The organism is Salmonella sp. 32120201201600049SM (assembly GCF_017572835.1).
Classification (GTDB): domain Bacteria; phylum Pseudomonadota; class Gammaproteobacteria; order Enterobacterales; family Enterobacteriaceae; genus Salmonella; species Salmonella enterica.
Genome location: NZ_JAGESA010000001.1, coordinates 187,418 through 214,030 on the forward strand (window position 1 = coordinate 187,418; position 26,613 = coordinate 214,030).

At 46.2% G+C, this 26,613-nt stretch carries 29 protein-coding genes, 2 tRNA genes and 1 pseudogene; 18 read left to right on the top strand and 14 right to left on the bottom strand.

Annotation, left to right across the window (positions count from 1 at the left end):
- Positions 1-8: 8 nt before the first annotated feature.
- Entirely contained in the window at positions 9-338 is a 330-nt protein-coding gene (locus J4650_RS00920; protein WP_001748347.1) for a lysozyme inhibitor LprI family protein, read from the bottom strand.
- A complete protein-coding gene (rluE, locus tag J4650_RS00925) occupies positions 335-1,000 on the bottom strand; it encodes a 23S rRNA pseudouridine(2457) synthase RluE (RefSeq protein ID WP_001249412.1) in 666 nt (221 codons plus the stop codon). Before rluE ends, J4650_RS00920 begins: the two co-directional genes overlap by 4 nt.
- 171 nt (positions 1,001-1,171) lie before the next feature.
- On the opposite strand from rluE, the gene icd reads away from it, so the two are divergent.
- Positions 1,172-2,422 carry an NADP-dependent isocitrate dehydrogenase gene (gene icd / locus J4650_RS00930; RefSeq protein ID WP_000444506.1) on the top strand — a complete coding sequence of 417 codons (1,251 nt, stop codon included), beginning with the start codon at positions 1,172-1,174 and terminating at the stop codon, positions 2,420-2,422.
- A gap of 447 nt (positions 2,423-2,869) precedes the next feature.
- Positions 2,870-3,994 carry a type III secretion system effector SopF gene (gene sopF, locus J4650_RS00935; RefSeq protein WP_023261434.1) on the top strand — a complete coding sequence of 375 codons (1,125 nt, stop codon included), beginning with the start codon at positions 2,870-2,872 and terminating at the stop codon, positions 3,992-3,994.
- Positions 3,995-4,450: 456 nt separating this feature from the next.
- Here the strand turns inward: sopF and J4650_RS22955 are convergent, their stop codons facing one another.
- From J4650_RS22955 to pagD, 6 genes are all read right to left on the bottom strand, one after another.
- Complete coding sequence (locus J4650_RS22955) at positions 4,451-4,657, bottom strand: hypothetical protein (protein ID WP_000787625.1); 207 nt, start codon at positions 4,655-4,657, stop codon at positions 4,451-4,453.
- A gap of 321 nt (positions 4,658-4,978) precedes the next feature.
- Positions 4,979-5,767, bottom strand: a complete 789-nt coding sequence (locus tag J4650_RS00940) for a hypothetical protein (protein ID WP_001033398.1) — start codon at positions 5,765-5,767, stop codon at positions 4,979-4,981.
- Between the two features lie 489 nt (positions 5,768-6,256).
- Positions 6,257-6,496, bottom strand: coding sequence for a virulence protein MsgA (gene msgA / locus J4650_RS00945; RefSeq protein ID WP_000289207.1), 240 nt, complete (start codon positions 6,494-6,496; stop codon positions 6,257-6,259).
- A gap of 190 nt (positions 6,497-6,686) precedes the next feature.
- Entirely contained in the window at positions 6,687-7,208 is a 522-nt protein-coding gene (locus J4650_RS00950) for an RICIN domain-containing protein (protein WP_001532066.1), read from the bottom strand.
- A gap of 414 nt (positions 7,209-7,622) precedes the next feature.
- Positions 7,623-7,835 (bottom strand): cold shock-like protein CspF, encoded by a 213-nt coding sequence (gene cspF, locus J4650_RS00955; protein WP_001537306.1) that lies wholly within the window; start codon positions 7,833-7,835, stop codon positions 7,623-7,625.
- Positions 7,836-7,966: 131 nt separating this feature from the next.
- Positions 7,967-8,230, bottom strand: a complete 264-nt coding sequence (pagD, locus tag J4650_RS00960) for a virulence protein PagD (RefSeq protein WP_012664625.1) — start codon at positions 8,228-8,230, stop codon at positions 7,967-7,969.
- An 810-nt stretch (positions 8,231-9,040) separates the two neighbouring features.
- Between pagD and pagC the strand changes: the two genes are divergently transcribed.
- Positions 9,041-9,598 (top strand): virulence membrane protein PagC, encoded by a 558-nt coding sequence (pagC, locus tag J4650_RS00965; RefSeq protein ID WP_000789471.1) that lies wholly within the window; start codon positions 9,041-9,043, stop codon positions 9,596-9,598.
- Positions 9,599-9,988: 390 nt separating this feature from the next.
- Positions 9,989-10,065: transfer RNA gene (locus tag J4650_RS00970), tRNA-Arg, on the top strand.
- Positions 10,066-10,820: 755 nt separating this feature from the next.
- On the opposite strand, the gene J4650_RS00975 is transcribed toward J4650_RS00970, so the two are convergent.
- A complete protein-coding gene (locus J4650_RS00975) occupies positions 10,821-11,165 on the bottom strand; it encodes a c-type lysozyme inhibitor (protein ID WP_000977728.1) in 345 nt (114 codons plus the stop codon).
- A gap of 702 nt (positions 11,166-11,867) precedes the next feature.
- On the opposite strand from J4650_RS00975, the gene J4650_RS00980 reads away from it, so the two are divergent.
- The 3 genes from J4650_RS00980 to J4650_RS00990 all read left to right on the top strand — a co-directional run bounded on the left by J4650_RS00980 (position 11,868) and on the right by J4650_RS00990 (position 14,142).
- Entirely contained in the window at positions 11,868-12,092 is a 225-nt protein-coding gene (locus J4650_RS00980) for a hypothetical protein (protein WP_077677844.1), read from the top strand.
- A 200-nt stretch (positions 12,093-12,292) separates the two neighbouring features.
- Positions 12,293-12,760, top strand: a complete 468-nt coding sequence (locus tag J4650_RS00985; RefSeq protein ID WP_001218118.1) for an Hsp20 family protein — start codon at positions 12,293-12,295, stop codon at positions 12,758-12,760.
- 338 nt (positions 12,761-13,098) lie between these two features.
- Positions 13,099-14,142 (top strand): exo-alpha-sialidase, encoded by a 1,044-nt coding sequence (locus J4650_RS00990; protein WP_023993481.1) that lies wholly within the window; start codon positions 13,099-13,101, stop codon positions 14,140-14,142.
- 82 nt (positions 14,143-14,224) lie between these two features.
- On the opposite strand, the gene J4650_RS00995 is transcribed toward J4650_RS00990, so the two are convergent.
- Both J4650_RS00995 and J4650_RS01000 read right to left on the bottom strand, forming a co-directional pair.
- Positions 14,225-14,755, bottom strand: a complete 531-nt coding sequence (locus tag J4650_RS00995) for a cytochrome b (RefSeq protein WP_000929974.1) — start codon at positions 14,753-14,755, stop codon at positions 14,225-14,227.
- A 148-nt stretch (positions 14,756-14,903) separates the two neighbouring features.
- Positions 14,904-15,218, bottom strand: coding sequence for a TRL-like family protein (locus J4650_RS01000; RefSeq protein WP_000182479.1), 315 nt, complete (start codon positions 15,216-15,218; stop codon positions 14,904-14,906).
- A 681-nt stretch (positions 15,219-15,899) separates the two neighbouring features.
- On the opposite strand from J4650_RS01000, the gene J4650_RS01005 reads away from it, so the two are divergent.
- Genes J4650_RS01005 through J4650_RS01025 form a run of 5 tightly spaced genes read left to right on the top strand, consistent with a single transcriptional unit; the run spans position 15,900 to position 20,685 of the window.
- A complete protein-coding gene (locus J4650_RS01005) occupies positions 15,900-17,534 on the top strand; it encodes an ABC transporter substrate-binding protein (RefSeq protein WP_000946098.1) in 1,635 nt (544 codons plus the stop codon).
- The gene (locus tag J4650_RS01010) at positions 17,534-18,508 is read left to right on the top strand and encodes an ABC transporter permease (protein WP_001726984.1); all 975 of its coding nucleotides are present in this window, start codon (positions 17,534-17,536) and stop codon (positions 18,506-18,508) included. The genes J4650_RS01005 and J4650_RS01010 overlap by 1 nt, the downstream gene beginning before the upstream one ends.
- Positions 18,498-19,310 (top strand): ABC transporter permease, encoded by an 813-nt coding sequence (locus J4650_RS01015; RefSeq protein ID WP_017440981.1) that lies wholly within the window; start codon positions 18,498-18,500, stop codon positions 19,308-19,310. Before J4650_RS01010 ends, J4650_RS01015 begins: the two co-directional genes overlap by 11 nt.
- Positions 19,304-20,101 (top strand): ATP-binding cassette domain-containing protein, encoded by a 798-nt coding sequence (locus J4650_RS01020; protein WP_000950207.1) that lies wholly within the window; start codon positions 19,304-19,306, stop codon positions 20,099-20,101. Before J4650_RS01015 ends, J4650_RS01020 begins: the two co-directional genes overlap by 7 nt.
- Positions 20,095-20,685, top strand: coding sequence for an ATP-binding cassette domain-containing protein (locus tag J4650_RS01025; RefSeq protein ID WP_000947460.1), 591 nt, complete (start codon positions 20,095-20,097; stop codon positions 20,683-20,685). Before J4650_RS01020 ends, J4650_RS01025 begins: the two co-directional genes overlap by 7 nt.
- Positions 20,686-20,766: 81 nt before the next feature.
- On the opposite strand, the gene J4650_RS01030 is transcribed toward J4650_RS01025, so the two are convergent.
- Entirely contained in the window at positions 20,767-21,900 is a 1,134-nt protein-coding gene (locus tag J4650_RS01030) for a mechanosensitive ion channel family protein (RefSeq protein WP_000456073.1), read from the bottom strand.
- A gap of 193 nt (positions 21,901-22,093) precedes the next feature.
- Here J4650_RS01030 and J4650_RS01035 point away from each other — a divergent pair, with 193 nt between their 5' ends.
- The 6 genes from J4650_RS01035 (at position 22,094) to J4650_RS01060 (ending at position 25,815) form a co-directional block, all read left to right on the top strand.
- Positions 22,094-22,420, top strand: a complete 327-nt coding sequence (locus J4650_RS01035; RefSeq protein ID WP_001183699.1) for a four-helix bundle copper-binding protein — start codon at positions 22,094-22,096, stop codon at positions 22,418-22,420.
- Positions 22,421-22,428: 8 nt separating this feature from the next.
- Positions 22,429-22,505: transfer RNA gene (locus tag J4650_RS01040), tRNA-Arg, on the top strand.
- Positions 22,506-22,616: 111 nt separating this feature from the next.
- The gene (zinT, locus tag J4650_RS01045; RefSeq protein ID WP_001537483.1) at positions 22,617-23,264 is read left to right on the top strand and encodes a metal-binding protein ZinT; all 648 of its coding nucleotides are present in this window, start codon (positions 22,617-22,619) and stop codon (positions 23,262-23,264) included.
- Between the two features lie 107 nt (positions 23,265-23,371).
- The gene (aadA, locus tag J4650_RS01050) at positions 23,372-24,160 is read left to right on the top strand and encodes a cryptic aminoglycoside nucleotidyltransferase ANT(3'')/ANT(9) (protein ID WP_023993480.1); all 789 of its coding nucleotides are present in this window, start codon (positions 23,372-23,374) and stop codon (positions 24,158-24,160) included.
- 144 nt (positions 24,161-24,304) lie between these two features.
- Positions 24,305-24,898: a helix-turn-helix transcriptional regulator gene (locus J4650_RS01055; RefSeq protein ID WP_001682351.1), complete on the top strand. Its 594-nt coding sequence runs from the start codon at positions 24,305-24,307 to the stop codon at positions 24,896-24,898.
- A gap of 68 nt (positions 24,899-24,966) precedes the next feature.
- Positions 24,967-25,815 (top strand): MerR family transcriptional regulator, encoded by an 849-nt coding sequence (locus tag J4650_RS01060; RefSeq protein ID WP_000190263.1) that lies wholly within the window; start codon positions 24,967-24,969, stop codon positions 25,813-25,815.
- A gap of 254 nt (positions 25,816-26,069) precedes the next feature.
- Here J4650_RS01060 and J4650_RS01065 read toward each other — a convergent pair whose 3' ends face one another.
- Together J4650_RS01065 and J4650_RS22705 are read right to left on the bottom strand one after the other, a co-directional pair.
- Complete coding sequence (locus tag J4650_RS01065) at positions 26,070-26,318, bottom strand: biofilm/acid-resistance regulator YmgB/AriR (RefSeq protein WP_000208086.1); 249 nt, start codon at positions 26,316-26,318, stop codon at positions 26,070-26,072.
- Positions 26,319-26,396: 78 nt separating this feature from the next.
- Positions 26,397-26,551: pseudogene (locus J4650_RS22705) on the bottom strand (hypothetical protein).
- Positions 26,552-26,613 lie beyond the last annotated feature (62 nt).

Here is a 26,613-nt window from a genome sequence, read left to right on the forward strand (position 1 = left end):
CATCCTTATTAAAGCGGTTTATCAATGTGGTCATAGATCGCGTCAAGCTGTTTCAGACGCTCGTTATAAGCTTTTGTCAGGCAGGTGACGTCGGCCTTGCACTGCTGACGCTGTTTAAGCCAGCTCTGCTGGGCGTCCTGCAGCGCGCCGCGACTGCCCATCGCGAACAACCCTTTCAGAAACTGATATTTGGTGTGCATTTCCACGTCTTTATCATTCAGCATCAGGTGCGCGCAGATAGCCTTTTCATCCGCAGCCTGCGCTTTCTGGCAGTCGAAGCTGGCCGCATTAACGGATAACGGTGTTAATAAAGCAAAAGCTATGAGAAGCCGTTTCATCTGTCTTTCTCCTGTGCGATCTCGCGCCACTGTCCATTATCGAGGCCGTTGAGCGTGTAGTCGCCCATGCTGTAACGAATTAATCGTAGAGTGGGATGACCGACATGCGCTGTCATGCGTCTTACCTGGCGGTTGCGGCCTTCATATAAGGTGACTTTTAGCCAACTGGTGGGAATATTCTTCCGTTCGCGAATCGGCGGGGTGCGCGGCCACAGCCAGTCAGGCTCCGCGACAATCTCAATACCGGCGGGCAGGGTAGGGCCATCGTTGAGCGTGACGCCAGTACGAAGCGCCTGCAGCGCTGCATTATCCGGGATGCCTTCTACCTGAACATAGTAAATCTTGCCGGTACGTTTGCCCGGTTGCGTGAGGCGCGCCTGCAGCGCGCCGTCATTAGTCAGCACCAAAAGCCCTTCGCTGTCGCGGTCCAGGCGGCCTGCGGCATAAACGCCTTGCACAGGAATAAAATCTTTTAACGTGCGGCGACCTGCTTCATCCGTGAACTGCGGCAACACATCGTAAGGTTTATTGAACAAAACCACGCGTTTTGGCTGGTTTTCTTTCCGTGATTTAGATGCTTGTCGTGAGCTGAATCGCTTAACGTAGTGATTTCTAAAAGAAGTTTTTTGCATGGTGTTTTCAGAACTTATTAATTGCCGCATTATAGCGCAATAATGAGTGTCTTTCATGGCGGCAAACAATAGGGTAGTATTGACATGCTCATTACAAAACATTAACAAAAAATTGCTCTAACGCAGTCGTGCAGCAGGACGCCATTGCACATGCAGCGCGATGACAGACGAGCAAACCAGAAGCGCTCGAAGGAGAGGTGAATGGAAAGCAAAGTAGTTGTTCCGGTGGAAGGTAAGAAGATCACCCTGCAAAACGGCAAACTCAACGTTCCTGAGAATCCGATTATCCCGTTTATTGAAGGCGATGGTATCGGTGTTGATGTCACTCCAGCCATGCTTAAAGTGGTCGATGCCGCCGTCGAGAAAGCCTATAAAGGCGAGCGTAAAATTTCCTGGATGGAAATTTACACCGGAGAAAAATCCACACAGGTTTACGGCCAGGATGTCTGGCTCCCCGCTGAAACCCTTGATTTGATTCGTGATTACCGCGTAGCGATTAAAGGTCCGTTGACCACGCCGGTTGGCGGCGGTATTCGCTCTCTGAACGTTGCCCTGCGTCAGGAGCTTGACCTGTACGTTTGTCTGCGTCCCGTTCGTTACTATCAGGGCACGCCAAGTCCGGTGAAACATCCGGAGCTGACCGATATGGTCATCTTCCGTGAAAACTCTGAAGACATCTACGCCGGAATTGAATGGAAAGCTGACTCTGCAGACGCTGAGAAAGTGATCAAGTTCCTGCGCGAAGAGATGGGCGTGAAGAAAATTCGCTTCCCGGAGCACTGCGGTATCGGTATCAAACCGTGTTCTGAAGAAGGCACTAAACGTCTGGTTCGCGCGGCGATTGAATACGCTATTACCAACGATCGCGATTCCGTTACGCTGGTACATAAAGGCAATATCATGAAGTTCACCGAAGGCGCGTTTAAAGACTGGGGCTACCAGTTGGCGCGCGACGAGTTCGGCGGTGAGCTTATTGACGGCGGTCCGTGGCTGAAAATTAAGAACCCGAACACGGGTAAAGAGATCGTGGTTAAAGACGTTATCGCCGATGCGTTCCTGCAACAAATCCTGTTGCGTCCGGCGGAATACGACGTTATCGCCTGTATGAACCTGAACGGTGACTATATTTCCGATGCCCTGGCGGCTCAGGTTGGCGGTATCGGTATTGCACCGGGTGCGAATATCGGCGACGAATGCGCGTTGTTTGAAGCGACTCACGGGACTGCGCCGAAATATGCGGGCCAGGATAAAGTCAACCCAGGCTCCATTATTCTGTCTGCGGAGATGATGCTGCGCCACATGCAGTGGTTCGAAGCCGCAGACCTGATTGTTAAAGGTATGGAAGGCGCGATTGCCGCGAAGACCGTGACCTATGACTTCGAACGTCTGATGGACGGCGCTAAGCTGCTGAAATGTAGTGAGTTTGGTGACGCGATTATCGCGAATATGTAATAACGATAATTGTTAAAAACAAAAACGGGGACTTAACGTCCCCGTTTTTATTATTAGTATTCGAACGGTTATCAAAACTTTATCAAAACTCCCTCAATTCAGACCGCAATAGTAGTTCATCCTTTACCCCGATCGTCATGATAACCTGAGACCCCCCTGAAAGCTGATAGTTACCGATTTTGATTGTAGTGGTTTTCTTAATAATGTGTGATTTGGCTATTTTTTGAAAGTGCCTTACCAGATTTATTGTTATTATCAGGATAATTTTTTAATAAAAAGTGATGGTTTATTGACTACAATAGTGGGTAGGTTAAGTATTTTATAAAATTATTAGCATGCTTTATTTGCTCTTCTACAAGGCTGCTAAGAAGTGTTGAAATTTCAGCCTGATAAAGAATACGTCAGCGAAAGTGAATACTATATTAGTCATAAAAATTCAGGAGACATATGCTCAAACCTATCTGCCATAGTGGAAGTATAAAGGTTCCGGAATATCTGGAAACAGATAAGGAAAAAAATGCCGGACGTACTCCACTGTCTTCAGACATTCAGCAAGTTAGAAATGTTGTTGAAGATGTTCCGCCATTTCCAGAAAGCAGAACGGCGAGAGGTTCTGTAAGCGCAGCGTACAGGCTTTCTTTTGACGAAGTGTTTTGCGGTCTCAGCAATGAAGAGCGTAAAAAGGTGTATGGTCGCCTTTTTGGAAAACAAGTACTTGCGCATATTCATTCCAGGTGTCAGCGCGACGCTGACATAATAAGAGAAAAAGCGCTCAGGCGGATAAGCCGTGAGTGTGGTACCGAAATAGATTGCACTCTCTTGCTAAATAAGATGGTGGATATTTTACAAAATGCCCGGCTGACAATAAATTTTAATGCGGCAAAAATTGACTTTGTCTCTCTCTTAAAAAATAAAGAATATCTGAACTCTTATGCATTAGGTTGCAGACCAGGAGATTTACCTGCTTATAATGTCGGACGTGATTCAGTTGAAACTAAAGCATTTGAACTGGAGAGGCTTGCAGATTCACCTTATGCCCCATATGGTCAGACAGGCGGTTTTTCCGTAGCATATACTCCCAACAGTAGAACTTTTAGCCCTACAAGCAGACCAATTTATGCTGCACTGGACTTTCTGAACGGTGAAAATGGAGGTGCCAGCGCCTATGGAAAATCATTTTTTGAATTAAATGATAATGTAAAAACAAACTGTACATTCTCACCTTTTGATATCTACGGCCACAGATTTGGCCTGGATACGAGTAAATTATCTACATTTTGGCATATGGAGAACCTGATTGCATCCTGTCAAAATGATTTTTTTGGTTATAATTGCTTTAAGAGTTTGGTTAAAATGGCTAAGGACGAAAAATTTTTAGCTCATTCTAATTATGGTAAAGGCTATGAAGGGAATTATATAGAGGCTCATATTCATGGTGATGTATGTTTATTCAGAGATATAAAACACGTTTATTTGTCTTTGCAAGAAAACTCTTACTCGAAAAGTCAACTATATGATTATGCAAAACAAATAAACCAGGCGCTTAATAGAGACTGCATAATATTATATTGACAAGCTTATTATCAGTCTCTTTAAAAGAGCTTTAAATGATCATGAGCGCATACTTCTTGAGGTAGGCAGTAACTGCTTTTATATTTATTATCTCAGGACCGTTCTGGCAGATACCTGTGTGGCACTTTAGTGTGGTCTGGCAAAATAGAGGAATATGGACCAGCAGAAGCGCCTGCTGGCTGCTTTTCACTTAAAATGCTGGACTTCACCGGTGCTTCAGATGAAGCGACCTTCACAGTCATCAAGTGGCCTGTATTACCACAGGAGTGATTTACTGGCTATCGATATTCCTGCTCATATCAATGACAGTATTTCGCTCTTTCCCGTACATTGCTCTCCCGACCAGCTCACGGTCCAGTACATGACAGTCCTTTTCCACTTCGCTACGCCTAATTTTTTTTAGTTGCTCTGTTTTATTGCGCTGAATTTGTACCTCAAAACAATAATTTTAAATACTTATTTGAATATTTTTTTTATGATTTTTTCACGAAATGAGTAAAAAACAAAATGAAGAATGATATAAATAATTAATGCAATAAAAAATGATATCACACCAATTGATGGTCCTGTTTTGTATACGAATAACATGCATAAAAATATAGCAAATAGATCAAGGGAAATATCCGCGATGAAATCAGTAATTATTTTGAAAAAATTCTTCATATTACCTCTTTAAAATATCTATTTTATTCATCATTTTTAGGTCGGGCAGTGCTCGAAATTCTCACGTACAACGTATACGCTCCGGTTTCTGCGCGCTGCCCGGCTTCACACTGGCTCCAACAAGTACGCCCGCTGGAATAGATTCCTGGCGTCACATAACTTCACCTGGTTATCCACAAAAGACTCAATAAATAAACATCTTGAGTACGAAAAATTACAGTGTCAGAGAATGAAATAGCGATTCGCTGTCTTCAAGCAGTGCCTTAGTACCTGGCACGCGCTCTTTCGCGCTATAATTTTTATCAATGTTTGTATCGTCTGCTATTTTTTAAATGTCTGCTGTATTTCGTTCATCTTTTCAGCTGCTTTTTTACGCTGACTTTCAATGTCTTTTCTCGATTGTTCAACAAGTTGCTGTGCTTTTTCGGCTTCTTTTTTTGGGTCGAAAGGTTCTTTGATCTCATATCCGGCAATAGAACCATCCTTATTTAAGGTCATTACCGCACGTGCTGTATTTTTAGCAGTGATGGTAATGTCATAGACGAATTCGCCATTATGAGCTATCTCTGCTCGTACAACGATATCGCTATCTTCCGTAACGGAAATGATGCCACTGGCGTTAGCACGTTTAATTGTTTCCTGAATACGCTCTGGTATAATGCTGAAATTGATCGAGTCGAATTTGAATAAAGCCTCTTTTAGTGCTTCTTGTTTTTGCTCCTCTGTTATAGTGCCAAAGATGGTTAAGTTGACAGGCGAAGGTCCCCCCCAGTAGCCGTTGTTAAATTTAAACATCTCTACTTTAGCAGGGGTGTTAACGCTTTGTCGAATGAATGAATACCCGCCCTTGAAGAAACGGACTTCAATAATCGCAAGATTGGCTCCACCTTTTGCGTTGATATTGGCAATAGCTTTTTGCATTTCGGCTTTGTCGTAAAAGAACATTGATTGCTGGTGCTCTTTTTGCTGGATTTTTTGCATGTATTTCTCTTGATTTTTTTCAGCTTCCGCCATGGCATCTTTATCGTTATCACAGGCGCTAATTAGAGTTGCCGCGATGAAGGTAATCGGAAGTAAGAGATTTTTATATGTAACATGTATTTTATTCATGTGAAGTATTTCCCTTTTTTATATAAAATAGATAGTCTTGACTGGTCGAGACTATCCTGGAAACATAGTAATAATGCGTGTGCATATCTGCAGTAAGTTTTAGTTATGCTGGTTTTATTTCGGATTTTTACCTGTTACTTTTTGTTCGTAAATAGGTATTTTACGTATTGATGATAAGTTTAGAACCTATCCCAGTAGGCGTAATCGTTAAAGCCAGTTTGGCGAATAAAAGAGTCTAATGGGATAGGCTCTTAATAAACAACAAAACCAAACGTACTTTCAGATTTCAGGCTGGAATGCGCACAGCTGATTGTTGATAAGGGCTACTCATACCGACAGGCCAGTGAAGCGATGAATGTCGGTTCCACATACCGGTCTGAGGTATCAACAACAACATGTTCTGAGTGGTAGCGTTTGCGTTATATCGTCACAGACAGCGCCTCAGGGCGCTGTTTTCGATCGGACATGTCGCTTTCGCAGGAGGGGACGTTATTCGGCGACCAGCCACATATCAGCCTCTTCAAACATCTCTTCCAGCATACGGTGCAGCCGTTCTTTCTCGGTTTTTGTACAGTCACTGTTTAATGCGTTCGCCTGCATTGGCTTAACTTTCACTTGCGCATCGGGAAAAAGTTGATGTACGCGTTTTGTGAGTTCATTGAGGATGATTTCGCGTGCGCCTGGCAAACCTTCAACATTTCGCTTGTCATAAACGAGTTCGACGTACATCGCCATTTCCTTTTTACTGGTTGGATGACCAGTATTTAAGCTGGGTATATAACTGGTGTCAAGGTTTAGCCGCCGTTTTGTCATCCTGACGTTGCGGACGTAAAGTAAATTGATCGCACGTGGAAGTAAAGGTCGCTAACCTGTTGTCGTGTCAAGAGGTTAGCGGCACTCTCTTCACAGCGGTGTCCTGCTACCTGATGGTAAATTCCAGGGCGCGACTAAAATCGCAATCGGCCAACACAACAGGGTCGCCTTTTCTGACAATAATGCTATTTGTGCCCAGGCATTTTCGGCTCTGTTTCCCCTTAATTTTGTTATCATCAGTGAGCCAGCGCTGGTTATCATTACCCGTGCATGAATAAAGAATGATTGGTGTGCCTTCTTTTGTACCTTGTCCTGCGGCATCCAGACATTTCTCACCCTGCGTGATTCTGTCTCGGTGAAATGAGAAAAGCTGAGATTGCACATGCTTACACTCCCGCAGCGTCAAACGATTCTGTTGATCTGGGCCTGTATCAAGGCACAGACCATCAGTTGTCCGAATTTGTTCCGCGTCATTTATGTAATAACCACCGGAATTAATCTGGTTTTGTGTAATGACCGGGAACGACAAATTAATACTATAAGGTGTGGGTAAGCCGTTCGTCGTACATCCACATAAAATAGAGGAGAGGCAGAGAACCAGTGTGGTTTTTCCTGAAAGCAAAGTCATTCAATTATTACCCTAAAAATAAATAGCGTTACAACTATATTGGCAATTTATACCCACTGAATATGACGTAGCATTGAGCGGCAATAGAGATAATTCCGATAGAATCACATAAATACTTCGGTTAAATGCGCGCAGCCAGCCACTCCTGTGACGATGGGTATATAGCGTTAAATACTTTTGCAATATTACATGCTATCACAGTGAAAAACGGCTGTACATTTCTTCACGTTAAACAAAGTGAGAAGGGGGGGCACCCGATATATGATAAAAGAGGTCACAGGAGTCATTAGCAAAATAAATCTTTTAGATTTTCGCCACTGAAAACATTCTGCAGCCTTTCAGGCAAAGCCTCATAGCAGGCTGCGGAGGTAGACGTACTCGCTAAATTTTTCTGAAAAAATGCCGGGTGACGAATTATGAAAGATAAACGTTGGCGGCGGTAGGTCCGCGGAGGCCATTAATACGACAAAACTCAACGCGTATACCGGGGATAAGCGCTTCTGTTTCGTGTTGGCGACATGCTGAAATGTGGACCTGAACATCTTTGCGTCCATCGGAGGGGGTGATGAGACCTTTACCGCTCTTACAATCAAAGGTTTTGACAATTCCTGTCATTTTACGAGACAAACAAATTCCTTAATGGGGATAACGAGGCGCACTATACACGTCAGGAAAAATAATGCCAGCTATATTTGATGACAATCAAGATTTCCGGGTGGCTAAAAGTAGTCGTTCGGCATCATTGTAGATAAATAACATTATGTTCTGGAGAGAGTATTCCCTTTCCTGGCGTCATTGACTGGGGCGGACATCATGGGTTTTGTCGTCGGGCAGGACGGTGAACTAATCTGCCTGGCTTGCTTTTTATCAGTATTTGTAGGTGGTTGCGGGGTTTTACTACCAAAATCGTAGATAAAAATATCCCATGATGCCTGTTGTAAACCAGAACAATGGCCTGAACTGGCCAAAACATGGAATGAAAAAATAAGTAATGACCAAAGCATAAAAGCATGATGTTTCATAGCACCTCCTGTTATATATAATGACTTGTGAAGTTCATCTCCTGAATTATGGAACGTCATTGATATTTTTTATTCAACGAAGAGTTAACCACTCTTAATAATAATGGGTTTTATAGCGAAATAGACTTTTTTATCGCGTATTCAATATTTGCGTTAGTTATTATTTTTTTGGAATGTAAATTCTCTCTAAACACAGGTGATATTTATGTTGGAATTGTGGTGTTGATTCTATTCTTATAATATAACAAGAAATGTTGTAACTGATAGATATATTAAAAGATTAAATCGGAGCGGGAATAAAGCGTGCTAAGCATCATCGTGAATATGATTACAGCGCCTGCGATGGCATATAACCGTATTGCGGCTGGAGCGTCACGTGAGGACTGTGAAGCACAATGCGATATGTTCTGGTTATATGGCGAGTTTGCTTAATGACATGTTTTAGCCGATCGGCGTCAGGTTTCTTAATGTGGTTTTGATGTTTTTTCTTTAAATATCAAATTGTTGTATGGCGAGCTTGTTGTTCTATAGTGGCTAAACACTTTATGGTTTCTGTTAAATATATATGCGTGAGAAAAATTAGCATTCAAATCTATAAAAGTTAGATGACATTGTAGAACCGATTACCTAAATGAGCGATAGAGTGCTTCGGTAGTAAAAATATCTTTCAGGAAGTAAACGCATCAGGAGCGATAGCGGTGAATTATTCGTGGTTTTGTCGATTCGGCATAGTGGCGATAACTGAATGCCGGATCGGTACTGCAGGTGTTTAAACACACCGTAAATAATAAGTAGTATTAAGGAGTTGTTATGAAAAATATTATTTTATCCACTTTAGTTATTACTACAAGCGTTTTGGTTGTAAATGTTGCACAGGCCGATACTAACGCCTTTTCCGTGGGGTATGCACAAAGTAAAGTTCAGGATTTCAAAAATATCCGAGGGGTAAATGTGAAATACCGTTATGAGGATGACTCTCCGGTAAGTTTTATTTCCTCGCTAAGTTACTTATATGGAGACAGACAGGCTTCCGGGTCTGTTGAGCCTGAAGGTATTCATTACCATGACAAGTTTGAGGTGAAGTACGGTTCTTTAATGGTTGGGCCAGCCTATCGATTGTCTGACAATTTTTCGTTATACGCGCTGGCGGGTGTCGGCACGGTAAAGGCGACATTTAAAGAACATTCCACTCAGGATGGCGATTCTTTTTCTAACAAAATTTCCTCAAGGAAAACGGGATTTGCCTGGGGCGCGGGTGTACAGATGAATCCGCTGGAGAATATCGTCGTCGATGTTGGGTATGAAGGAAGCAACATCTCCTCTACAAAAATAAACGGCTTCAACGTCGGGGTTGGATACCGTTTCTGAAAAGCATAAGCTATGCGGAAGGTTCGCCTTCCGCACCGCCAGTCACAAAACAGGGCTTCTTTACCAGTAACACGTACCTGCCTGTCTTTTCTCTCTTCGTCATAGTGACGCTGTACATAACATCTCACCAGCATAAGCACAGATAAGGGGTTGTGGTAAGCAATCAAGGTTGCTCAGGTAGGTGATAAGCAGGAAGGAAAATCTGGTGTAAATAACGCCAGATCTCACAAGATTCACTCTGAAAAATTTTCCTGGAATTAATCACAATGTCATCAAGATTTTGTGACCGCCTTCGCATATTGTACCTGCCGCTGAACGACTACTGAAAAGTAGCAAGGTATGTATTTTATCCAGGAGAGCACCTTTTTTGCGCCTGGCAGAAGTCCCCAGCCGCCACTAGCTCAGCTGGATAGAGCATCAACCTCCTAAGTTGATGGTGCGAGGTTCGAGGCCTCGGTGGCGGTCCAATGTGGTTATCGTATAATGTTATTACCTCAGTGTCAGGCTGATGATGTGGGTTCGACTCCCACTAACCACTTCAGTTTTGAATAAGTATTGTCTCGCAACCCTGTTACAGAATAATTTCATTTATTACGTGACAAGATAGTCATTTATAAAAAATGCACAAAAATGTTATTGTCTTTTATTACTTGTGAGTTGTAGATTTTTCTTATGCGGTGAATCCCCCTTTGCGGCGGGGCGTCCAGTCAAATAGTTAATGTTCCTCGCGAACCATATTGACTGTGGTATGGTTCACCGGGAGGCACCCGGCACCGCAATTTTTTATAAAATGAAATTCACACCCTATGAGTCAGAGCGGTGTCTTTTTACATCAGGTGGGCAAGCATAATGCAGGTTAACGTGAAAGATACGAGAAATAGCAGAGACCAGTGATTTCGTTTATGGCCTGGGGATTTAACCGCGCCAGAGCGTATGCAAGACCCTGGCGCGGTTGGCCGGTGATCGTTCAATAGTGCGAATATGAATGGTTACCAGCCGCTGCGAATTCTACCTGGGTCACTTAATAAAGCAAAACATTTAAACGCTCAACAACGACAATTCAGACAGTTCGAACTTTTCTTTAAAAATAGGATTAACCATGTTCAAAAGTGGTTACTAATTAGCCATTATACTATGGTAGGTGATTCACATATTCTTTAACGTTACGTTACAGGAAGGTTGAAGTGGAAATGCCTGATGAGCCTTCAGGCATTTCTTAAGGTTAGTTAGCTAAGGAACAGTTACTGAGAACAGGTTTATCATCACCTTCCACCAGTTCAGCCGTTTTGCCTTTGGTATAAAGTTTATAAGTATAATTTTTGTCTATGGCTTCGTAATTTGCTCCGGAGGCCATTTTCATTAACCGCATCGGGATCATCTCGTTTACCTGACTTATAATCGCATAGGCGTTTCCAGCCTCGGTGTTGACGTAAATCACCTCCATAACCTGGTTATCATTACAGGTGTATATAGATTTAGAAATCTCCTGCGAAGCTGCTATAGATGTGGAACTGGCGCTAAGTGTCGCGAGAAAGAGGGTAAATGGGATCAATTTACGTTTCATCATTAGTATCCTTTGTGCATAAAATTGTCGTTAATTCCCTGAAGAACGGGAGATAAGGCGGCATCAATACGATGAATGCTGTAGTATTCCTGTTTACTGACGAAAAGTGCGCCAGAAAAGCGTATTATAATTTATCCATCACTGACATATGTGATGAGTAGACAAATCTTAAAATCATAAACTATAGGCTGCAAATCATTATGGTGCGATAGAAAATGATTGTCACCACTGCTCAATACTATGGCATAAAAATCGAAGAAAACGGTACTGTTCACTGTCTCGTTTCATACGGTATCTGTCAGTGAAACTATTTCTTCAAATGATGGTCTTTTTATTATCGATCAGATAATGGCATCAACAGGGGTTATTCAGGAGTATATGTGAAAAAGTGGCTTATAGGAGGGATATTGATCGCAAGTTTTCTGACCGGTTGTCTGATGTGGCACAACATTGATAAATGGTTTAATAAAGATATCGAATTTTTCTACGTCGGAGACGATAGCTAAAATTCCAGTCAGTTGGCAACGGGGGTCATATCTTCAGGTATGGCGCCCGGAGTAGCCGGGCGCAAATTGTAGGTGTATAAATCTCATTTCATTAAAATTTTAGCGACAACATGGACAGTCACTACCGCGTGCTAGCGACCCTCTGAAGTCACAAGATGAATAAGCCAGTTTTTTGTTTCAGCGGTGACTGAAACATATTTTGCTCCTGGTGGGCTTACCGCCAGTTGCTGAAAAAGACAACGATGATGTAACTGTTGCAGAGACTGACGAATACGACGACCGTGAATTTTATTTTTGGCGACCATATTTCCTCCCAAAAGGCCGCCCGAAGGCGGCGCTGGGTTTGATAATGGAGAAGGGCGTTGGTCACTGCCATAACCAACCTGTATACACTAATGCAATTGATAATCATTATCAATTGTGATGGTGAAGAAAAATTGTAAAGATGAAGGGACAGCGGAAATGGCAATGAACGGGATGAGACTTTTCGTTAACTACTTAAATTCGTGACTAAAAAAAGGCTTTTATAGACTTGAAAATGTTTTTTCCGTCCCTATGTAGTCAGTGGACAAGCAATGCTTGCCTTGATGTTGAACTTTTGAATAGTGATTCAGGAGGTTAATGATGGCACTCAGAACCTTGTCAGCACTTCCCGTGTTTGCTGATTCTCTTTTCTCTGACCGTTTCAACCGTATTGATAGACTTTTCAGTCAATTAACAGGAGATACGCCAGTCGCTGCGACGCCAGCTTACGATCTGCAAAAGCGCGATGCGAATAACTATCTGCTTACCGTGAGCGTTCCTGGCTGGAAAGAGGAAGAGCTTGAAATTGAAACGGTTGGCGGCAACCTGAATATTACGGGTAAACACACTGAAGAGACGGTAGAGGATCAGACGCACTGGATTTATCGTGGTATTCGTAAGGCGGATTTCCAGTTGAGTTTTTCTTTGCCTGAACATGCTAAGGTGAATAATGCGAAACTGGAACAGGGCCTCTTGTTGGTCGAGATTTACCAGGAGATCCCTGAAAGCGAGAAACCGAAAAAAATTGCCATAGAAAGCAAACCAAAGGCGATTGAACACAAATCATAATCGCGTTAATAGAGGCCCGTTTAGACGGGCCTTCATTGCCTGTAGCGAAAAGTATCCCGTCATGCTTGTAGGCACAGATCGCTAAATATTATAGCCCTGACCTCTATATTATCCCGTGCCACTGACCTCGTCGCCATTGGACGGCGGTAAGTTGGAATTATCCGCGAGGTCAGTCCAATTTTTGTCCACTCTCGACATTCTGCCTGTTATGGGCGCGATACCTGAATATAAATTCGTATAGCGGTTCATCGTTTTCACCGCGTTGATGCCATTTCTGCTAACACTACTTTCATACGTAAAAAAGCTGATGCTTTTTACCTTATTTAATAGAGGCAGGTATGAAATTAGTGCTCGTCAATCGGCAGGTCATTTTACCGGAAAGCGGAACCGAGTCCTTCCAGTGCCATGCCTCTACGCTTGTTTGCTTACCGTGCGGTACGCTCGTGGCCGCATGGTTCGCGGGGTTGCGCGAAGGAAGCGAAGATACAGCCATCTGGCTATCTCGCTATGAACATAATATCTGGACAACACCGCAGCGAGTGGCGGCACGCGAGGGGGAAGCGCACTGGAATCCGGTGTTATTTTACCCGTCGGATAAATTGTGGTTATTTTATAAAGTAGGCAGCGACGTACACGTGTGGAAAACCTGGTTTATCACCTCCAGCGATCGAGGATTTACCTGGAGTACGCCAGCTCCGTTGGTTAACGATGATATTTTGCCGCGCGGTCCCGTAAAAAATAAACTCCTGCTGGCATCAAATGGCGCCTGGATTGCGCCAGGGTCGATTGAAAGTCCTGAACGGTGGAGGGCATTTGTGGATCGATCCTCTGACGAAGGAAAACACTGGAATATCTCTTTTGTTCCGCTGGAGCCTGATAACGCTATTTCCGGGACAAACGTAGCGTTGTGGGATGGTGTAAAAAAGGGGATGTTGTGGGAATGTTGTCTGGAAAACCTCCTGCGCTGGGATGGCGTTATTCAGCCTACGCTGTGGGAGTCTTCTCCGGGGCATATCCATATGTTGTTACGAAGCACACGCGGGGCAATTTTTCGCAGTGATTCAATCGACTATGGCGCTACCTGGTCTGTTGCCCGCGCGACATCTTTACCGAATAATAATAGTGGTATCGATCTGGTTAGTATGCAGGACGGTACGCTGATTCTTGCGTTAAATCCGGTCAACGGCAACTGGGGAAAGCGCTATCCGCTTTCACTGATTGCTTCCCAGGATAATGGCGAATCATGGCTACCGCTACTGGACCTGGAAAGTGACCGCGGTGAGTATTCTTATCCCGCTATTATTAGCGAGGGGAGCGTCGTACATATCACTTACACGTGGAACCGGAAAAATATCGTATATTGTCGATTACAAACGGTATAAGGCGCTATCAGTCGAAACCGATAGCGCTGGAATAATAATGCCTTGCCCGGCGTGCTCTCTCACGCCGGGATGGCCGAAATAGTCATGATTTACCGGGTAACATCCTTGAAAATGTATCGTCTTTTTGTATGTAATGGTGAAACAACGCCGCTGCTGCATGCATGGCAATCAGGAAATAGCCGATATTGGCCAGCATTTCATGAATACGCTTTATATCCGATTTTAGGGTGCTATCTGGCGTCAAAAATACCGGTACAGTAAAACCAAAAAAGCTCCAGCTTTTCCCGCCTGACGCCATCATCGCGACGCCCAGCAGCGGTAAGGCGAGAAAAGTGAGATAAAGCGCGATATGCATTAATTTAGCGGCTACGTGCTGCCAGTGAGGAGGGGGAGGCGTAATGACCGGATCCGGGTATTTGTGTTTAAGATATAACCGTAAAAACATCAGCGCCCAGACCAGAACGCCCATATCATAGTGCATGTCTTTCATAAACAGGTAAACGCTGGAGCCTTTTGGCGCCCACCCCCGTAACTCAATAGCCGCATATGCGATGCCTGTCAGGAGCAGTGTTAACCAGTGAAGCGTTATTTGCAGTCTTGAGAAATGTGCCATTATTATTATCCTTTATTAACAACTGCTTGTAGGGTATGCGTAAAATCTTAACAGAACCTTAAAGCGGGGGCTGAGTCGCAAGGAACAGACAGAGATAGCGGCACGTAAAATGGGATAAAAAGCCGGCGGCATCGCCGGCTTACTGTTGTTATTGTCCTCTTACGACAACACAGGTTTTACCATAAAACGGATATGAGCCTGTAGTTTCATAATCAACACTCGACACTAAAGAAATATCGCCCGCTTTTTTCGCTGAATCAATAGATGCGTCGCCGGTATTTACAATACCCAATACCGTTTGCGCACACGCTTTACCGGTTTTGGTTGCCGGGAGACTCGTGGCAGTAATTGGCCCTTTAACATCCGTATATAAGCCAATCCCTGTCGGTGATGGTCCTGTAGCACACCCCGTTAAAAGAGAACCAATAAAGATAATTGAAAAAATGTGTTTTTTATTTGTCATGGGATTAGTCCATTATAAATTAATAGAAAACTTACCGTCCGAAAATGTCCGGACAGTCATTTAAAAAGTGGTGTATATTAAATATGCGATATTACTCTTTGCACCCTCCTGTTGATGTCGTACCTGATGGACAAATATCCGTTGAAGCCGGATATATTCCCCATGCCGTGTTTTTATAACTTGCGCATCCTGTCAGCAATGAGAACAGTACGGCTAAAAAAATCATCACGAGCCCTGGCGGCGTTAACATTTTTCGGTTGGACTCCATAGCATGTCATTTCATCGGGTTGCCATATGACTGGCGTTCTGCTGGTAAGTTTCATTAACGCCCGGTTCGTTTAATATTGGTTTAGGTTTAAAGCCAGGAAGCGCTAATTACGATACCTTCTTACGTTTCAGTACTGACTAATAACGTTGAGAAAATGAACAGCGTCGGATGGGAAGACGTAATACAGAATAGAAAGGAAATAAGAGAATAAGATGGCGTTAATTAACCCGGTATTCCTGGCGTCATTTCCCTTGCGTTTTATCCCCGTCAAAAGCGGCCTTTAGCCCACGTTGGCGCTCCCGACGTTTGTGCGTATGATGTTTTTAAAAGATCGTCATACTTTCTGTTCTGCGTCAATTTTTTCATTACAAATGCTCGCCATAATGCCGTCCTCAGGAGGTCTCCCGACGTTTATGCTGCGCCGGGAGAAACAAAAACAACGTATAATCTGGGGTAAACTGATGATTAAAGGCAAACTGGCGCTCATAACGTGCGCGATGGCTCTGGCATTCACCTCGCCGCTTTTCGCCGCGTCGGACACGGCAGATGGCCATACCTTAAAGCTGGCCATTGGCCCTGAGCCAACGGAAGGATTTGATCCTATGCTGGGCTGGAGCCACGGCAGTTACTTATTGCTTCATGCGCCGTTGCTCAAGCAAAACGCCGATATGAGTTGGGGTAATTTACTGACGGAAAAAGTGGACACCAGCCCCGATGGTAAAACCTGGATACTGACCTTAAAACCCGATCTGAAATTCTCCGATGGCTCGCCATTAACTGCCGAAGATGTCGTATTTACATACAACAAAGCGGCGAAGAGCGGTGGTAAAATTGACATGGGCAATTTTAGCCATGCGCGAGCGCTGGATGCGCGCCGAATTGAGATGACGCTGAGCCATCCGCAGAGCACCTTTGTGAATGTACTCGGGTCGTTAGGGATTGTTCCGGCCAGCCGTTATGATGAAAAAACGTTCGCCCGCGAACCGATAGGCGCCGGTCCGTACCGACTGGTCAGCTTTCAGCCGGGTCAGCAACTGATCGTTGAAGCTAATCCCTGGTATGCGGGTAAAAAGAATGACTTTAACCGGCTGGTTTTTGTCTTTCTGGATGAAGATAATGCTTATGCCGCCGCGCGCAGCGGACAGTTGGGACTGGTGCGCATTGCCCCTTCTATGGCGGTGGCCCCGCAGCAGGATAATCTTAAACTCTGGGTACGCGATAGCGTTGAAAACCGGGGCATTGTCTTCCCGATGGTGCCTGCCGGTAAAAAGGATGCTAACGGTTATCCTGTCGGCAACGATGTGACCGCTGATGTCGCTATCAGACGCGCAATTAACTATGCCATTAATCGTAAACAACTGGCGGAACAGGTGATGGAAGGCCATGCGATACCCGCCTATAGCGCGGTGCAGGGATTGCCGTGGCAAAATCCTTCAGTGATATTCAGCGATGGCGATATTGCAAAAGCGCGCGCCATCCTGGAAGAGGCTGGCTGGAAGATAAACCGTGCGGGCGTGCGTGAAAAAGCAGGTAAAGAAGCGCGTCTGACCTTATGGTATGCCAGTGGCGACAGCACCCGACGGGATCTGGCCGAGGCGGTGCGCGCCATGTTGCAGCCTTTAGGCATTGTCGTCTCGTTGCAATCGGGAAGCTGGGAAACTGTAGAGCGCCATATGCACGCTAACCCTACGCTGTTTGGCTGGGGAAGTCTGGACCCGATGGAACTCTTCCATCACTACAGTGGGAAAGCCGCTGGTGTGGAATATTATAACCCGGGCTATTACAGCAACCCTGCGGTAGAAGCACATCTGAAACAGGCTATAGATGCGCCTGACTGGCAAAAGGCGATTCCTTTCTGGCAGCAGGTTGAGTGGGATGGGAAGCAGGGCGCGGGCGTCCAGGGCGATGCGGCATGGGCATGGCTGCTTAATATTCAGCATACCTATCTGGCCAACCCCTGTATTGATCTGGGAAAAGGCGCGCCAGAAATCCACGGTAGCTGGTCGGTGTTAAACAATCTTGATGACTGGACCTGGACCTGTCGGTGATGAAATTGTTCTTCAGTCATTTTTTGCGGCTGATTATTCTGTTGGTGCTGGTGGCTGCCGGCACCTTCATTTTGCTTAGCTTTTCGCCCGTTGATCCTATCCGTGCTTATATTGGCAACGATCTGCTCCATGTTCCGCCAGAACAATATGCGCGGATTGCGGCGCGCTGGGGGCTCGACCAGCCGCTGTGGGAGCGTTTCGGTCACTGGTTTTGGCGTCTGCTCCAGGGTGACATGGGGTATTCCATGCTGTTCAACATGCCTGTCGCCAGCGTGATCCGGGAACGTTTTGCGACGTCATTCGCGCTGCTGGCGGGCGCCTGGCTATTGTCTGGTGTGCTGGGCGTGACATTGGGTTTTCTGGCCGGACGTTTTCTCCACCGTTGGCCGGATAAGATGATTTGCCGTATCAGCTACTTATTGTCATCGTTGCCCACTTTCTGGATAGCAATGCTGTTGCTGGCGCTATTTGCCGTCCGCTGGCCGGTATTACCTGTTTGTTGCGCCTGGGACCCCGGAAATAATGCAGGAACAGCTCTTTTATCGGAACGTTTACGCCATCTTGTGTTGCCGGTATGTGCGTTAAGTCTATTGGGCATGGGGCAAATTGCGCTGCATACGCGAGAAAAAATAGCCAGCGTAATGAAGAGCGAATTTATTCGTTTTGCGCGCGCTCAGGGGGATAAAGGATGGTCGCTGTTACGTCACCAGGTGTTACGTCATGCGATTACCCCAGCGCTCTGCTTACAATTTGCTTCTCTGGGCGAACTGATGGGGGGGGCGTTACTGGCAGAAAAAGTCTTTGCGTATCCGGGGTTGGGACAGGCCACTATCGATGCCGGCCTGCGTGGCGATGTCCCGCTACTCATGGGGATCGTTTTATTCTGTACGCTATTAGTGTTTGCCGGAAATACGATTTCAGCCTGGCTTGTGGTGGGGCTTAATCGATCGCTGGAGCGTCCCGATGCTCTATAATCCTGCCCCGACGTTGTTTCGTCTGATCCTCTCCGTTACCTGTCTGCTGTTTATTGCCGGATACGGTTATGCCACGTTGAGCCAGCCGCCAGAGGTTAATCTGCTTGCCCGGCATCTGTCGCCTGATATCCAGCACTGGTTTGGCACCGATAATCTGGGGCGTGATGTATGGCTTCGTTGCTTTCAGGGGGCCTTCACCAGTTTACAAATTGGCGTTGGCGCTGCGCTGTGCAGCGGCGTTATCGCGCTAGTGATGGCGGCAGCGGCGCGCATTCATCCCCGGCTGGACCTCCTGATGCGGCTGATAACCGATGCTATGCTCGCCATGCCGCATTTACTTTTGCTGATCCTTATCTGTTTTACGCTCGGCGGCGGTAAAAGCGGCGTCATTGCGGCCGTGGCGTTAACGCACTGGCCCCGTCTGGCGCTGATTCTGCGCGCCGACGCGGAGCGGGTAGCGCAGAGTGACTACCTGACATTGACCTATCGTCTGGGGCATGGACACCTTTATTGCTGGCGATATCACTATTTTCCGGCGCTATTGCCGCAATGGTTGACGGGAACGTTATTGATGTTTCCTCATGCGGTATTGCACAGCGCGGCGTTAAGTTTTCTGGGGTTTGGGCTGGCGCCGCATGAGCCTTCGCTGGGGCTGTTGCTGGCGGATGCGTTACGGTTTATTAGCCATGGTAACTGGTGGCTGGTGCTGTTTCCCGGCCTAATGTTATTCACGCTGGTGATGCTCTTCGATCAGTTTGCGCGCGCCACTCAGCGGCTGTGGCTAAGGAGTGACGTATGTTGAGTTTACAACAGGTTACGCTGGAAAGCGCGCGTTATCGCTGGTATGGCGCGAGACGCTGGTCGCCGTTATTACAGAATGTCTCTTTTGATATCGCGCCCGGCGAAATGGTGGCATTGGTTGGCGGCAGCGGGGAGGGCAAAAGTCTGCTGCTGCAATGCCTGCTCGATCTGCTGCCGGAAAATTTACGCTTTCGGGGGGAGATTACGCTTGATGGCAACCGGCTGGACAGACATACCATCAGGCAGCTTAGGGGCAATACGTTTAGCTACGTGCCGCAGGGGGTACAGGCGCTTAATCCCATGCTGAATATCAGAAAACATTTGAACAGAGCATGTCATCTGACCGGACGCGCCTGGGATGAGACGCAGATGGTACAGCTATTACAGCAAAGCGATCTCGAACCGACAGTCCTGGAACGCTTTCCCCGCCAGCTCTCCGGCGGGATGGCTAAACGAATTCTGGCGTGCCACGCCTCGCTCAGCCAGGCACGTTATATTCTCGCGGATGAGATCACCGCCTGGCTTGATACGGCACTGGCAAACCAGTTGCTTGAGCACTTGCGAGGTCTCTGCGAGCGGGGATGCGGCGTGCTGTGGGTGACTCATGACCTGCTGCTGGCGGCGCGGTATGCCGATCGCATTGTGGCGCTGCATCAGGGTTATATCACGGACAATATCCGCTGCGAGCAGTTACAGCCGGAAGAGATGAGTGAACCGTTAAAACGGCAATGGCAAGCATTGCCTGAACTAAACCCGTTATTTATGCCGACCGGAGAGGGAATAGAATGCTAAGCTGCCGCGACCTCGTTATTCGTCAGGGCGGGAAAGTCTTATGGCAGAACCTGACGTTTACGATTTCTGCCGGTGAACGGGTAGGAATTCATGCGCCAAGCGGAACGGGGAAAACAACGTTGGGGCGCGTCCTGGCCGGATGGCAAAAGCCGACGGCGGGCGACGTTCTGCTGGACGGCAGCCCGTTACCCCTGCATCAGTATTGTCCGGTACAGCTTGTTCCCCAGCATCCTGAACTGACGTTTAATCCCTGGCGAAGCGCCGGAGACGCTGTGCGTGATGCCTGGCAGCCTGATCCGGAAACGATGAGGCGTTTGCATGTGCAGCCTGAGTGGCTGACGCGTCGGCCAATGCAGCTCTCAGGCGGGGAGTTGGCGCGTATTGCGATACTGCGCGCGCTTGACCCGCGAACGCGTTTTCTGATTGCCGACGAAATGACGGCGCAACTCGATCCGTCTATTCAAAAAGCGATATGGGTATACGTGCTTGAGGTGTGCCGCAGCCGTTCATTAGGGATGTTGGTGATTAGTCATCAGTCTGCGCTACTTGATCAAGTCTGTACCCGCCATTTACAGGTGGAATAGCCGCAAGTCGTTTCTCCGCATTGCCGTGTCGCCGTTAACGCACCGGGAACCCATGGGTTCCCGGTATTGTCGGCAGAGATTTTACTGCATGACGCGTTTATCTGCGTTTTTTGCATCAGCGGTATTACTGTAGTCCCTGGTCTCTTCAACCTGTACAGGGGCTCTGACAACCAGACTAGGCAGCGCCAGTTCGATATCATTCTCAATGAGTTTTTCAATAATACGGATATTTATCTCTTGCTGAATATCCATGTATTTATTGTAATCCGCGGTATTGACGATATGCACCACCTCATAGGTCAGCCGATCCTGACCAAAGGCCAGTAGATGGGCGCGGTCGAATTGTGTTTCGCCGACATCGGTAATAATCTTTTTCACCATATCGCCGATGAGGCGTAACTTTTCCGGCGGTGTCGCAGTGGCGACGCCAAAAGTAAACACGATACGACGCGTTTGCATCCGCTTATAGTTGTGTATGGTTTGCTGCAACAACTGCGCGTTCGCACAAACGATCTGTTCGCCGCTGAGGCTACGGATGCGAGTGGTTTTCAAACCGATATGTTCAATCGTACCGGCTACATCATTAAAGACGACGAAATCGCCGATCTCGAAGGGCTTATCGAAACCAATCGACAGCGAAGCGAAGACATCGCTCAGAACGGTTTGTACCGCCAGGGCAATAGCAATACCGCCCACGCCGAGGCTGGCTACCAGTGCGGTAATATCCACGCCGACGTTCGCCAGGATGGAGAGCAACATCATAGACCAGACGAGCACGCGCAAAATCATACCAAGAATGACTAACGTCACCGGGTTTTTATTGGAGCCTGGGGCATACAGTAAATGACGCATCCATGACTGTACGCCCTGATCAAGCCAAATCGCCATTTGAATCGCAACCACTAAAAACCAGGCGTGAGAGAGGGTAGAGAATAACCGGTCGGGCAGGGCGACAAAGCGCAGGCTAAAGAGAAATGCGGCAAAAAAGATGAGCATCTTACTGGTCTTTTTCAGCATCTCGAAAACAATAGGCCGCAGCCGCCCATGAGCATCATTCTTTTTATCCGGGCGTTGTAGCGCTTTATAGACCACATTAAGTAGCCAGTTGATGAGCCAGTAAGTAATGAGGGTGACGAAAAAAACGACCGCCAGATTGATCCAGAACGTCGTTGACATCAGCATCGCAACGATATTTAGTCGTGCTAAATACTCCATTTTACCTCCGATGAAAAGCAGATGAACATTACAGTATAGACGTCACATCACGGAGGCCGATTTCCGGCTTTACTATTGCTGTTTTATTCAGCACTTTTGTTCAAAAAGTATGAAAAAGAGGGGTGGCCGTTTGGCTATCCCGGCGTTTCTGTGCAGACTTATCTACTCCTCTTAATAAAATAAGGAGTCATTTATGCAACAAGAACATCGTGAGTGTATTGAGCAGTGTTATGAATGCGCGGCGGCGTGTGATATCTGCGCCTCTTCTTGTCTGCGTGAAGATAACGTCGAAATGATGAAGCACTGCATCCAGTTAGATATGCAATGTGCGGCCATTTGTCGCCTGGCGGCACAATTTATGGCGTTGGAAAGCGAGTACTCACAAAAATTATGCCGCCTGTGCGCGGATATCTGCAAAGCCTGCGCCGAAGAGTGTGCAAGGCACGATCACGATCATTGCCAGAATTGCGCGCGGGCATGCAGCCAATGCGCAGACGCCTGCCTTAAAATGGCCGCGTAATTTTTCTTCCGCCATTAGCTCAACCGGATAGAGCATAGAGCTTCTACCTCTAAGGTTCGGGGTTCAATTCCTCGATGGCGGACCAGTTGATATCAAAAAAGGCCACCTGCGCGGTGGCCGCTGAGTTTCTGTTGAAATAAATGCAATGTTATAATATAACAATCATCTTTCTAAGAAAGATGAGGGTAACGTTTTGGTGATTCATTTAAAAAAACTGACAATGCTTCTGGGAATGCTGTTGGTAAATAGTCCTGCCTTCGCGCATGGTCATCATGCTCATGGCGCGCCGATGACGGAGGTTGAGCAAAAAGCGGCAGCGGGCGTATTTGATGACGCTAATGTACGCGATCGCGCGCTCACCGACTGGGATGGTATGTGGCAATCCGTCTATCCTTATCTGGTCAGCGGCGAGCTGGACCCTGTATTCAGACAAAAGGCGAAGAAAGACCCGGAGAAAACGTTTGAGGATATTAAGGCGTATTATCGCAAAGGATACGCGACGAATGTTGAGACTATCGGCATTGAAAATGGCGTTATAGAATTCCATCGCGACAATAACGTTGCATCCTGTAAATACAATTATGCCGGCTATAAAATTCTGACTTACGCATCGGGTAAAAAAGGGGTGCGCTATCTGTTCGAATGTAAAGATGCGAATAGCAAAGCGCCTAAATATGTTCAGTTTAGCGATCATATCATTGCCCCGCGCAAATCGGCGCATTTCCATATCTTTATGGGAAATACCTCGCAGCAGGCATTGTTGCAAGAGATGGAAAACTGGCCTACCTATTATCCTTATCAGTTAAAGGCGAATGAGGTCGTTGACGAAATGCTACATCATTAAGTCTGATGCAATGTTAAAAGCTCGCTATGAATAGCGAGCTTTTTTTCTGCCGTTATGCCATATTTCTGGCAATCAATATAAAAAATACCTGCGCCCCCGGAGCGATGATGACGCTGCCCATACCGCCCTCGATTCAATGCCAAACGGAAGCGGCGTGTCGCCTGATTACTCGTGTCACAGGCGATACGTTGCGTGCTATTCATTTATATGGTTCCGCTGTCGCGGGCGGTCTGAAGCCAAACAGCGACATTGATCTGCTGGTGACAATATGCCAGCCGCTGACGGAGACCCAACGCGCAACGCTGATGCAGGAATTGCTGGCGCTTTCATCGCCGCCGGGGGCGTCAGCAGAAAAACGCGCTCTGGAGGTCACTGTCGTGCTTTATTCGCAGCTGGTTCCCTGGTGTTTTCCACCTTCCCGGGAAATGCAATTTGGCGAGTGGCTAAGAGAGGACATTTATCAGGGGATTTATGAACCAGCGCAACAGGACTGGGACATTGTGTTATTGATAACCCAGATTCTGGAAACCAGTATACCGCTAAAGGGAGAACGCGCGGAACGGCTGTTCACGCCAGCCCCTGCGGCGCAGTTGCTGAAGGCCTTGCGTTATCCCCTCGACCTTTGGCAATCCACGGCAGATGTGCAGGGAGATGAGTATCATATCGTTTTAACCCTGGCGCGTATCTGGTACACCCTTTCTACCGGGAGATTTACCTCTAAGGATGCGGCGGCTGACTGGCTGTTACCTCAGTTGCCAGAAGATTATGCTGCTACGTTGCGTGCAGCGCAGCGTGAATATTTAGGTCTGGAGCAACAGGACTGGCATATTTTGCTGCCTGCGGTCGTACGCTTTGTGGATTTTGCCAAAGCGCACATCCCCACGCAGTTCACATAAGATGCCCCAGGACGTCTGTCAGGTTGCGCAAACGGCGTTCCTCAACTACTACTTAATAGGTTCTCATCGCTGAAGTAAGCAGATGATCTTATGCGGGCCATCGAATGGATATTCCCACATGGCTCTCGTTTTGTTGAGGTGGATATGACTGGTTCCGCATCATCTGTTTTAAAGACAGATACAAGACTATTGAGCGAAAACCTGTTTCTTAATTATGGTCTGGAGTCCTTATTTAAGGACGTCGCAATAATAGCTGGTAACGTAAATTATATTATTTTTGATATTGACGATTACTACACCGTACAGCAGTATATTACTTCCGCATTTAAAACGGTACTCATTGGAATTGTTACCCATAATGAATATAACTTTATTGATGAACATCATGCCATATATCGAATAAAGGTCGATGCCTCTATTGCTGAGTGGCGTGAATTACTGATTTTGGCCGCTGCTGGTCAATTTTTTCCCAGGTCAGAGAAAGTCAGATTAACGGCGAATGAAAGAAATGTTTTGGCGATGCTTGTTAAAGGAATGGATATCCGACAAATAAGCTGTGAGCTGAATGTACATTTAAAAACTATTTACTCAGTACGCTACCATGTTCTGACTAAATTAGGTTGTAGAACAGTTCTGGATTATCAAATACTGTCCGTTTCTAAAGCCTTTACGCACTGGCTTACAATAAATAATGTTGATAATGTAATTTCCCGTGTAAATAGTAAGGTCATTGCTTAATAATGATTTGCTTCTGATGGCGTTTAGGTTCACTATGCTTTCTTACATCATCATGAGGCCAGACAGGCATGGCTACTTTTAGTATTAGCGCAATGGCGGCGCAGTGTGGTGTCACAACAGCAAATATCAGGTCCTGGGAACGCTATGGCCTGCTTCAACCTACCAAAGATGAAGCTGGCAATCGTTTTTATTGCATAGAAGATGCTATCAGAATACAGCATATTATCGACGCGTTAAGCAAAGGCTTCTCATTAAAAGAGATTAAACCTGCCCTCTATGGTGAAGAAACGCATTGCCGCTCGGGATGGTTATTCTACCAGGAAGAGATTTTAGCGCAGTGTAGAAAATTCGAACCCGCCAAATTGCGAAAATTACTCTGGCGTTATGGTCGGGAAATTCCGCCGTGTATCGTAATTGAGTCAATACTGCGTCCTTTACGGCTGTGGTTGTCCGCAGGCGATGATGATGCACGCCGATTTGAAAAGGCATTACTGGATACTGCGATTATTGAATACGCCACGTTCCAGCTAAGTAGCGTACGAAAGGCGCCAGCAGGCACAATGCTTATTGCTGCGTTTTCGCTGAACGACCCCATTGAGCTATGGCTGGAAACGATTAAATATTGTAGTGAAGGTATGCGAGTTGAAGTCATCCCCTGGCAGGCGCCGATGCCCGATCTTTTATCAACGTCTTTCGAGCATATTGTTCTGTGGCATGATGAGACATTAACTCCCGCGCAGGAAAATCTTATTCAGGCTTTAAAAGAATCGGGTAAATTTAGTCTTCATGTGAAAAATGGTTCAGGTTTAACATTACTGCCAGCCGTATACCGGCAGCATGAGATGCCAGAAAGCATGCAGCATGTTGCACCGCAAATCCATGCAAACGGCTACGAAAAATCAGGCACCGCACGTTGAGGCATCTGCATTATTAACGAACAGGGGAGGAGTAACCCCCTCCCTTGTGTATACCCTTCATACTTCAAGTTGCTTATATGTTGGCTACGGATTACTCGGCCCATCCATGGGCCTCGCCCTGACGGGCCGTCGCACGCGACGTTCAAATCTGCTCCCGGCAGATTTGTCGTTCACCCCAGTCACATCGTTATCTATGCTCCTGGGGACTCACTCCCTTGCCGCCTTTAAGCAACTCGAATTATTTTGGGTATATATTAGATGTCGTCAGGTGTCTGAAACAAAACGGCTTCTAAGGCATTACGGTAAATATCAAGCTGCACTACGTCTTTTTCTGTTTCCAGTTTTTCAATAAGTTTGGCGATGATATCCTTATTTGAGACATGCTGCTGCGATTGCAATAGTTCGTAAGTAATTTCCTGAATAGCTCGCTGTTCACATAACATATGTGCAGAAAAAGGATTGCCAGTACTATTTTGTTCGTTGACTAGTGTAATGGTAGTCATATTTCACCATATTCGATGTAAATTGAAGCCGATCTCCCTGAGCGGGGGAGAGAAATTAGTGACTTATTAAAGTTAGACCTATATCATAAAACTGTAATAAAAAATCATAAAAACGTGATGTGCATCACATTTGTGTGATTTGTTGTATATTTTATACACTTTAAATGAAGGTGAAGATTCCGCAGAATCAACGGCCTGTTCTTTTTATCACTCCAGTTTAAACGAATAAGCATTAATACCAATCTGTAATAATTACTTAATGTTATCTTAATAAAGGTAAATTACTGTCAGGCCT